The sequence below is a fragment of the Hymenobacter perfusus genome (genome assembly GCF_003944765.1).
GTDB classification, from domain to species: domain Bacteria; phylum Bacteroidota; class Bacteroidia; order Cytophagales; family Hymenobacteraceae; genus Hymenobacter; species Hymenobacter perfusus.
The window spans coordinates 1,438,496-1,447,781 of sequence record NZ_RWIU01000001.1 but is presented as its reverse complement, the minus strand read 5'-3'; the positions used below and the strand labels follow the sequence as shown (position 1 = coordinate 1,447,781).

At 58.6% G+C, this 9,286-nt stretch carries 7 protein-coding genes and 1 tRNA gene; 2 read left to right on the top strand and 6 right to left on the bottom strand.

Features of this window, described 5'->3' with window-relative positions:
* Positions 1-259 precede the first annotated feature (259 nt).
* The 5 genes from EI293_RS06140 to EI293_RS06120 form a co-directional block, all read right to left on the bottom strand.
* Positions 260-847 (bottom strand): hypothetical protein, encoded by a 588-nt coding sequence (locus EI293_RS06140; protein ID WP_125436221.1) that lies wholly within the window; start codon positions 845-847, stop codon positions 260-262.
* A gap of 402 nt (positions 848-1,249) precedes the next feature.
* Positions 1,250-3,181, bottom strand: coding sequence for an OmpA family protein (locus EI293_RS22555; RefSeq protein ID WP_125436220.1), 1,932 nt, complete (start codon positions 3,179-3,181; stop codon positions 1,250-1,252).
* A 104-nt stretch (positions 3,182-3,285) separates the two neighbouring features.
* The gene (locus tag EI293_RS06130; RefSeq protein ID WP_125436219.1) at positions 3,286-3,780 is read right to left on the bottom strand and encodes a hypothetical protein; all 495 of its coding nucleotides are present in this window, start codon (positions 3,778-3,780) and stop codon (positions 3,286-3,288) included.
* Between the two features lie 223 nt (positions 3,781-4,003).
* Positions 4,004-4,900, bottom strand: a complete 897-nt coding sequence (locus EI293_RS06125) for a (Fe-S)-binding protein (protein WP_246010545.1) — start codon at positions 4,898-4,900, stop codon at positions 4,004-4,006.
* A 128-nt stretch (positions 4,901-5,028) separates the two neighbouring features.
* Positions 5,029-6,426, bottom strand: a complete 1,398-nt coding sequence (locus tag EI293_RS06120) for a (Fe-S)-binding protein (RefSeq protein ID WP_125436218.1) — start codon at positions 6,424-6,426, stop codon at positions 5,029-5,031.
* Between the two features lie 181 nt (positions 6,427-6,607).
* Between EI293_RS06120 and EI293_RS06115 the strand changes: the two genes are divergently transcribed.
* A tRNA-Phe gene (locus EI293_RS06115) sits at positions 6,608-6,680 on the top strand.
* Positions 6,681-6,741: 61 nt separating this feature from the next.
* Here EI293_RS06115 and EI293_RS06110 read toward each other — a convergent pair.
* Positions 6,742-7,113 carry a hypothetical protein gene (locus EI293_RS06110; protein WP_125436217.1) on the bottom strand — a complete coding sequence of 124 codons (372 nt, stop codon included), beginning with the start codon at positions 7,111-7,113 and terminating at the stop codon, positions 6,742-6,744.
* Between the two features lie 237 nt (positions 7,114-7,350).
* Here EI293_RS06110 and nagB point away from each other — a divergent pair, with 237 nt between their 5' ends.
* Positions 7,351-9,270: a glucosamine-6-phosphate deaminase gene (gene nagB, locus EI293_RS06105; RefSeq protein WP_125436216.1), complete on the top strand. Its 1,920-nt coding sequence runs from the start codon at positions 7,351-7,353 to the stop codon at positions 9,268-9,270.
* Positions 9,271-9,286: the final 16 nt, after the last annotated feature.

Below are 9,286 nucleotides of genomic sequence, written 5' to 3'. Positions count from 1 at the left end.
TAGGCCTGCCGCTAGCGTTCATCCTGAGCCAGGATCAAACTCTCCATTGTAAGAAATTCTCTTCACCAGTTCGAAAACTGGCTGATGTCAAGTGCTGATCCGACCCGGTATATTTGACGAGCTGTTTGTGGGCTCATCCCATGATTCGCTTGAAAACCTGTAATCTCAACCTCGTTACCTGATTGCTCAGAAGCGAAGTTGCTTACCGTTTTTGTCTTTTCCAGTCATTCAAAGAACGTGTGCAGGGCCCCGTTGGGCGCTACCGTGGGCCGCTCGAAAGCAGCCGGTTATTCGTGTTATGATCCCTTCCGGTCGAAGCGGGTTGCAAAGGTAAGCAGCTTTTCGATTGTCGCAAGCTTTTCTGAAAAACTTTTTTCGAAGCGAGTTTCGAAAGTGATTCGTTTTTCAGTGAGCCAGCTTCCGGTTGAAGCGGGCTGCAAAGGTAAACAGTTTGTTGCTTTTTCCAAGAAGCAGGAAGAAAAAAGTTTTTGCCGTTTTCTTCGTTTCCACTTCTTAGTACCCGTTTCTCGTTCGAAAGCGGGGTGCAAAGGTAGCAGCCTTTTCTGCCTTTTTCCAAGAGCGACACCGAAAAAAGTTTTTCGAGGCTGATGCTGGAAAAGCGCCTCCGGTTGAAGCGGGGTGCAAAGGTAAGAACTTCTTGCTGACTTTCGCAACCCCCGTGGCTATCTTTTTTTTCAACCCCTGTTTCCGAGGAAAGCAACGGGCCGAGCCAAGTAGCCGGGAGGCAAGGAAGGTCGTGCGCGCTGGTGGCCCGGGGGTTGGCAGCGGCCTCATCCGCGTTTCGGATTGGGAGTGCAAAAGTGCGGCCTTTTTCGCCTGCGTCCAAACCCCCAGCTGAAAAAAGCCGTTTAAGGCCCGCTTGCCGCCCCTTTCTCCCACTGTATCAGCACTATTCTTTTTGTTCTTGCATTGCAGTTTCACTCAGCCATACTCATTGGCAGGTGCATATAGGTTTGCGGTTGCGTGTGGAATGTACCGGAAAGGAGCGAACCGAGCATTTCTACCGCTAGTGTGTGGGGCCCTTTCTCCTACTACTATAGGAGCGCTATTTATGCGTGCCAGCAACTAATCATCGGCTGAGGATGAAACGAGTCCCATACTGACATGCTACCCAGGAAAGGGCGGTTTGGTGACACTGTATACATGAGAGTACCGTTTATGACTGAACGAGACAGAGAAAAGGCCCGACTTGCTGGTGCAAATCGGGCCTTTTGACTGCTTGAAGAGCTTATTCGGCAATTTTCGTCACTTTGAATTCCGTGCGACGGTTGCGCTGGTATTCTTCTTCCGTCTTGGCAGCCTTTAGCACGGGGCGGCTTTCCCCATATCCTTTGGCCGTAATACGGGCTTTATCGACGCCCTTGGAGACAATATAGGCTACGGCCGACTCGGCGCGGCGCTGCGATAGGGCCAAGTTATAGGCGTCCTTGCCGCGAGAGTCAGTGTGTGAACTGAGCTCGATGGTGATTTTGGGGTTATCGTTGAGGGTTTCTATGAGTTTATCCAGCTCCAAAGCCGCATCGGGGCGGATATCGGCTTTATCGTAATCGTAGAAGATGTTATCGACCACAATAGCTTTGTTCTTCACGATTTTGGTGAGCGTGAGCGTGACGGGCACCTTTACGTCGTTCATTGGATCGGGCAGCGCATCCTGGGCCGGCTTGCGGCCGATGGTGCTGAGCGAATTGCGGGCGGTGAAGTACCCCGGACGGTCGGCAACGAGCGAATAGCTGGCGGCGGCCGTGTCGAGCTTCATACTAAACTTACCATCGGGGCCGGTGGTAGCTTCCTGGAGCTTCTGCCCTTTGTTATCATAGAGAGTCACTGCCTCATTTGACACGGGAGCGGTCTGGCCCGTTTTGTCGTTACGTTCCACCAGCGTACCGTCGGCGTAGAAGGTAACGAGCTTGACGGGCTTCTCGCGGAACAGGTACAGGTCGTCGGAACCTTTGCCGCCGGCCCGGTTGGAGGAGAAGACGCCCATTTTCTTATCGGTGAAGAAGGGGGCGAAATCGTCGCCGCTACTATTAATAGGAGCGCCGAGGTTGACTACTTTGCCTTTCTCAACCTTAAAGATGTCGAGTTTACCCAGGCCAGGCTGCCCATCGGAGGAGAAATAGAGCGTGCCGTCGGGGGATACGGCGGGGTAGTTTTCGTTGCCGGGCGTGTTGATCTGGTCGCCGAGGTTTTCGGGAGTGGAGAAGCGGCCAGGGCTTTCCATCGTGGACTTGTACAGGTCGTTGCCGCCGAGGCCGCCTTTGCGGGTGGAGGCGAAGTACAGCGTCTGACCATCGGGCGAGAAAACCGGCGAGAATTCATCGGCGGTGCTGCTGTTCACGCCACGCAGGATTTCCGGCTCCGTCCAGGCCCCGCCCCTGTAATAGGAAACCCACAAATCAACACTTAGATAGCCTTTTTTGGAGCCGTTGTTGGAGCGGGCAAATACCATCATCTTGCCATCGGGCGAGTAGGTGGCACTGGCTTCGTGAGTATCGGCGGCGTTGATGATGGGGTCAAGCTTACGAACGGTGCCGCCGGTCAGCTTCTGGTCGTCATCGAATTTGACGGCGTACAGGTCGTTGAAGCCTTCACCATTGCCGGCATATACCTTGCCTTCCCGGCCGGAGGCGAATACCAACTCCTTCGTATCCGGGATGCGGGTGGTACTGAACTCAGAGGCGGGCGTGTTAATCTGGTCGAGAGGCAGCACCTCGTTGTTGGTGCGCATGGCTACGATGCTGGTAGCGGCCCGGGCGTTTTTGGCTTCGGTTTCGGCCAGGCCCGCCAGTGTGCGGTTGCTGCCGTTTTGGGCGTAGCTCTCAAACTGAGCCGCTGCTTCTTCAAATTTTCCACTGGCCCGCAGCGCCTGCGCATAGCGGTAGCCCGCTTCGGAGTTTTTTACGCCGCCGGCCATAGCGGCTTTGTAGTATTCTTCAGCCAGCTCGGCGCGGTTGGAAAGCCGGTACGACTCGGCCAGGCGGTAGTTGGCCTGGGCCACGTTGCGGCCCTTTGCCACATCGGCCTTATATAGGGTAATAGCGGCCTCGTACTCACCACGGACAAACCGCTTGTCGGCTTTGCTGAGGCTGCCCGAGGTGGCGCAACTGCTCAGGACGGCAGCAGAACCCAGGATAGCGCACGGAAGAAGATAGTGTTTCATGGGAACGAGAAGCTGAAGGATGGATACCGGCCCCAAGGTGGCAGGGCGGAACCCGGTGTTAATAATACTAATGATTCAGTGAATTTTTCTTTCCCTCGGAAGGCTCAGACAACCGGCTGGAAGTACCGGGACAGCCAGGTAGTGCCGGCCGGGGCCGGCCATCCGGTCTGGAGCTGGCCTACGGTGGTACGGGTAGCATCGAAATAGGGAGTATCAGCCTGCAAAACGCCAGCGGCTACCGCTCCTTTCAACGCCGTGCGGTCGAGGAGCGTTACGACTCCATCCAGCAGAAACGCCATGCGCGACTTTTCCAGTAGCTGGATTCCCAACTGCTGCTCAATGCTTTGCACAAACCGAACCGAGGCATCAATGGAGCAGCCGCTGGCATCGGCTACGGCCTCATCCAGCCCCACTACCAGAAACTGCTGGTGCAGCACGGCCACCGAGGCCTCCAGGGTGCGGCCGTGGCTGGTCCATTCATCGGCGAAACGGCGGAGGGCGGGTTGCATGGTTTCCTGCTCGGCGGCCGAGAAGGGCCGATTAGCCTGGTATATCCAGATGCGGGCACTGGCCGGCAGTTGATCGAAGGGCACGTACATAGGCGGGAGCTTAGGGTAGCGAGGCGCGGCGGCCAATTACAACGGCAAGGTACAACCCGGGTTGTCAGCCCGACGGCCTCTCCGTTACAAAAGAAACAGCCCCGCCCGGAAGTTCCGGAACGGGGCTGTAATTAGTGCCTAGTGTATGGTGCTTAGTGCTTAGGCTGTTTTTCTATCCAGAAGCAAAACAAACTAAGCACCAAGCACTACCAACTAAGCACTATTATGCGTTGAGGCCTTCGGCGGAGGCAATCAGCTCGGCCAGGTCGAAAACCTGCACGTCGGATTCGCGCTCCTTGTTTTTCACGCCGTCGGCCATCATGGTCATGCAGAACGGGCAGGCCACGGCAATAACGCTGCCGCCGCGGTTGGAGCCAGCGGGCAGCACGGGGGCCGTGCTTTCCACGCCCTGCAGGTTCAGCAGCACGTCGGCGTCGCCGTCGAGGGTGGCCAGGGCTTCCTCGGTGCGCTCCACATTGATTTCCTTTTTGCCGGGCTCGGCGTCTTTCCACATCTGGGCACCACCGGCGCCGCAGCAGAGGCCATTGGTTTTGCAGCGCTTCATTTCCAGCAGGTCGGCGTCGAGCACCTCCAGCACCTCGCGGGGCGCTTCGTAGATGTTGTTGGCGCGGCCCAGGTAGCAGGAATCGTGGAAGGTGATGCGGCGACCCTTGAACGACTCGCCGCCCTTGGCTGTCACTTTGCCCTCGTTGATGAGCTGCTGCAGGAAGGTGCTGTGGTGAATCACCTCAAACTCGCCACCCAGCGCGGGGTACTCGTTTTTGATGGTGTTGAAGCAGTGCGGGCAGGCCGTGACCACCTTCTTGATGCCGTAGCCGTTGAGGGTGGCAATGTTGGTCATGGCCTGCATCTGGAACAGGAACTCGTTGCCGGCGCGCTTGGCCGGGTCGCCGGTGCAGGATTCCTCCATGCCCAGCACGGCGTAGCTCACGCCCACGTGCTCCAGAATGCGGACAAAGGCGCGGGTCACGCGCTTGTACCGGTCGTCAAAGGCACCGGCGCAGCCCACCCAGAACAGGATTTCCGGCGACTCGCCCCGGGCAGCCAGGTCGGCCATCAACGGAACAGATACGGGACGCTTGGCAGTTTGCTCAGCCATTATATTGAGGTGGTTAAGGTCGTCGTGCAGAGGCGGAGCCGAAGCATCTCGCGTGCTGATGTCTGATTACGATTACAACGTCAGCGCGCGAGATATTTCTCTTTACTCTGCCTGACGTTCTTTTCTTGCTAGGCCGTTACCGGCGCTTTTTCGGTCACGAACAAGTCATCGGCCCAGTTGAACCGATCCGAAGGCGAAAATGCCCAGGGCGCGCCGTTGTTTTCGATGTTGCTGAACATCACGTTCAAGGAGTTGGGCGCGGCCGACTCTTCCAGCACCAGGAAGCGGCGCATTTCCACAATGCTTTCCAGGGGGTTGATGTTCACGGGGCAGGCTTCCACGCAGGCGTTGCAGGTGGTGCAGGCCCACAGCTCCTCGGGCGTTACGTAGCCGCGCAGCAGGGTGTGATTTTCCTTGTCGAGCTGCTCCTGGGGGTTGTGCTTGGCCTCGGGGCCGTACAGGCTGGGGTGGAAAATCAGCGGCGAGTTGTACTTCTCCTCCACCCTATCCCGGGTGTCCATGATGATTTTGCGGGGCGAGAGGAGCTTGCCGGTGAGGTTGGCCGGGCACACCGAGGTGCAACGGCCGCACTCGGTGCAGGAGTAAGCGCTGAGCAGGTTGGTCCAGGCCAGATCGTCCACGTCTTTGGCCCCGAAGGGCGTGGGCGCCAGCGCGGAGCCGTCGGGGTTGGTGGCCGGAGCGGGCACCTCGTAGCTCGGGTCCATCATGGCTTTCACCTCGTGGGTGATGCTCTCCACATTCGAGAACTGCCCCTGCGGCACCAGCCGGGAATAGAACACGTTCGGGAAGGCCATGATGATGTGGAAATGCTTGCTGCTGGGCAAATAATTCAGGAACAGCAGAATACCCACAATGTGCGCCCACCAGCCCACGCGCTCCAGCACGGCCAAAGCCGTGAGGTTGTCGGGGAACAGGCCCGTGAGCAGGCTGCTTACCGGAAACGCGCCAGGCAGAACCTTACCTTCCAACTGGTGCAGCTTCAGGTCGGCGGCGTTCATGGTAAACAGGGCCGCCATCAGAATTACCTCCACATAGAGAATCACGTTGGCGTCGAGCTTGGGCCAGGCCCGCAGCTCGGGGCCGGTGAAGCGGCGCACGACACTGGCGTTGCGGCGCCACCAGAAGGCCACTACGGCCAGCACCACCAGCGCGCCCAGCACCTCGTTGGTGCCGGTCAGGGCCGAGTACAGCGGGCCGAGGAACTGCAAAAACCGGTGCGTACCGAACAGGCCGTCCACCATGATTTCGATCACCTCAATGTTGATGACGATGAAGCCAACGTAGACAATTAGGTGCAGAAAGGCCGGCGTGAGGCGCTTGAACATCTTCTGCTGCCCGAAGGCCACCAGCAGTGTCTTCCAGAGGCGCTCATTAACGTGGCCGCTCATATCCCGGTCGCGCCCGACGAGGATATTGGCCCGGATCTTCCGTGCCTGCCAGGCAAACAGGCCGAAGCCCGCTACCGCCACCAGCAGGAAGAGGATGTTTTGGATGGAGAAGTGCACGGGAATTTGGGTAGGTTTGGGGTTCAGTCCGAAATATACTCGGTATGCATAACAAATTACAGCTTTTACAGCCGTTAGTTTCGCCACAGAAAAAAAATCACGGTAGTTCTTGCAGGTTGAAAAACCTTTACTACTTTTGTGCTCCCCAAAGGCGGTAACGCACTCGGGGACACCCAGAGCTGGTAATGTAGCTCAGTTGGTAGAGCACAGCACTGAAAATGCTGGTGTCGTTGGTTCGATTCCAATCATTACCACAAAAAGGCCTTCCGTATTACACGGAAGGCCTTTTTTGTTTTTGCCTCAACGAGGCGGTAGCTAAGACAGCTGCCGTAACGGCCGGTGGACGGCGGTGGAAATCTGGGGGCCCATGCCGCCGTGACGCAGGAAAAACTTCTCCACCTGCTGTTTCAGCAGCGGGATGTTGTCGGTTTCCAGCTCCGCTACCATGTGTTCGAGGGCCGAAATGTGCCGCTCGGTGGTGAGCAGGAAGCCCGGCTCATCAATCCAGGAGTAAGCATAGAGTCGGGTACCATCAATGGCCACCGTCTGGTGGAGGTAGCGCACATCGGTGGCCGGAATGAAGGAGGCCTCCACGTTGCCCATGGGGTAGTCCCACCCGCGGTACAGGGAAATCCGGATAAAGCCCATTTCACACAGGGCGGTGTCTTTGATATCAGTTGGGTTCATAGCGGTAGGATGTGGAGGCGAATGCCGCCGCGTAAGAGACGACTTATGCAAATTGCCGGTGCCAGCCCACGAAGGAAAGGCACATCGTTGCGTATTTGTGACATGAATTTGCAGGAAGCTCTGGGGCCAGTGGGGTTACTAACTGCTCATTACACCGCAAAACTATTTGCTCTGGCACTGGCGTTTTTGGATAGGAAGCATGTACTTAGGCAACTCCCACCCTCTCCTTAGCCTAGTATGCAGAATGCTCCCGAATCCCGCGCTGAACGACTGGCCACCACGATTTACCCCGATTCGGAACTGGCCTCGGTGGCCGTCGCCCGGCAGATAGCCGACCTGATCCGGCAACGGGCCGCGGAGGGCCGCGCCTGCGTGCTGGGATTAGCCACGGGCTCCACTCCTACTCGGCTGTACGAAGAACTGGTGCGCTTGCACCAGCAGGATGGGCTAAGTTTCGCCAACGTTGTGACCTTCAACCTCGACGAGTATTACCCGATGCCCCCCGACTCGTTGCAGAGTTACGTGCGGTTCATGCGGGAATATCTGTTCGACCACGTGGACATCCGGCCTGAAAACGTTCATATTCCCGACGGCACGCTGCCGCTGGAGCAGGTAGCGGATTTCTGTCGGCGCTACGAGGAGCAGATTCGGGCGGCGGGCGGTATTGACCTGCAGGTGCTGGGCATCGGACGCACGGGCCACATCGGGTTCAACGAGCCGGGCTCCGGGGCCGCCTCCCGCACCCGACTCATCACCCTCGACCACATTACCCGCACCGATGCGGCCTCCGACTTCTACGGGGAGGAAAACGTACCGCGCCGGGCCCTCACGATGGGCGTGGGCACTATTCTGGAGGCCCACGAGATTGTGCTGCTGGCCTGGGGCGAAGGCAAAGCGGCGGTAGTGAAGCGGATGGTGGAAGGCGAGCCAACCGACTCGGTGCCGGCCACGTACCTGCAGCGCCACCCCAATGTGCGCGTGGTACTCGATGAGGCGGCCGGCGCCGAGCTGACGCGCCAGAAGACGCCCTGGCTGGTAGGCCGGCCCCTCGACTGGCAACACGCGCCCACCGTGCGCAAAGCCGTAACGTGGCTGGCCCGGACCCTACAAAAGCCCATTCTTAAGCTCACCGACGAAGATTATAACGAAAACGGCCTTTCGGAGCTACTGGCTCAATCGGGGCTGGCGTACGACAGCAACATCCGGGTGTTTCGGCAGTTGCAGCGCACCATCACGGGCTGGCCGGGCGGCAAGCCCAACGCCGATGATACCGACCGACCGGAGCGGGCCGCGCCCTTCCCCAAGCGGGTGCTCATCTTCTCGCCCCATCCCGACGACGACGTTATTTCGATGGGTGGCACGCTCCTGCGGCTGGTAGATCAGGGCCACGACGTACATGTGGCGTATCAGACCTCGGGCAACATTGCGGTGTTTGATGACGAAGCCATCCGGTTTGCAGAATTCGTGGCCGAGTACGACGAGATGTTCCGGCTGGATGAGCAGCCCGCCGAAACCCTATACCAGCGCGTGGCCGATTTCCTGCGCAACAAGCTGCCCGGTCAGGTCGATTCGGAGGAAGTCCAGCAGATCAAGGGCCTGATCCGGCGGGGCGAGGCCAAGAGTGCCTGCCGCTACGCCGGCATTCCCGATGCCAATATTCACTTTCAGGATCTGCCCTTCTACGAAACCGGCCGGGTGCGCAAAAAGCCAATCGGCGAAGCCGACATCCGCCTCACCATGGACCTGCTTAACCAGGTACAGCCTCAGCAGGTGTACGCCGCCGGCGACCTATCAGACCCGCACGGGACGCATCGAGTGTGCTTGGCGGCTATTTTTGAAGCCATACGGCGGCTAAAAGCAGCGGGCGCGACGTGGCTGACGGAATGCCGGGTGTGGCTGTATCGGGGGGCCTGGCAGGAGTGGGACGTAGACCAGATTGAAATGGCCGTGCCCCTCTCGCCCCAGGAGCTCACCCGCAAGCGCCGGGCCATCTTCAAGCACCAGAGCCAGAAGGACCGACCGCTGTTTCCCGGGGCCGACCAGCGCGAGTTCTGGCAGCGGGCCGAGGAGCGTAACCGCACCACCGCCCGCCTCTACGACCAGCTCGGCTTACCTGAGTACGAAGGTATTGAGGCCTTCGTGCGCTGGCATTTCTAGCAACGCTCATCCAAGC

Excerpts from the sequence above, each read along its gene's own strand:
- EI293_RS06130 (WP_125436219.1), bottom strand. The coding sequence starts at position 3,780 with ATGTACGTGCCCTTCGATCAACTGCCGGCCAGTGCCCGCATCTGGATA.
- EI293_RS06110 (WP_125436217.1), bottom strand. The coding sequence starts at position 7,113 with ATGAACCCAACTGATATCAAAGACACCGCCCTGTGTGAAATGGGCTTT.
- EI293_RS22555 (WP_125436220.1), bottom strand. The coding sequence starts at position 3,181 with ATGAAACACTATCTTCTTCCGTGCGCTATCCTGGGTTCTGCTGCCGTC.
- nagB (WP_125436216.1), top strand. The coding sequence starts at position 7,351 with ATGCAGAATGCTCCCGAATCCCGCGCTGAACGACTGGCCACCACGATT.
- EI293_RS06125 (WP_246010545.1), bottom strand. The coding sequence starts at position 4,900 with ATGGCTGAGCAAACTGCCAAGCGTCCCGTATCTGTTCCGTTGATGGCC.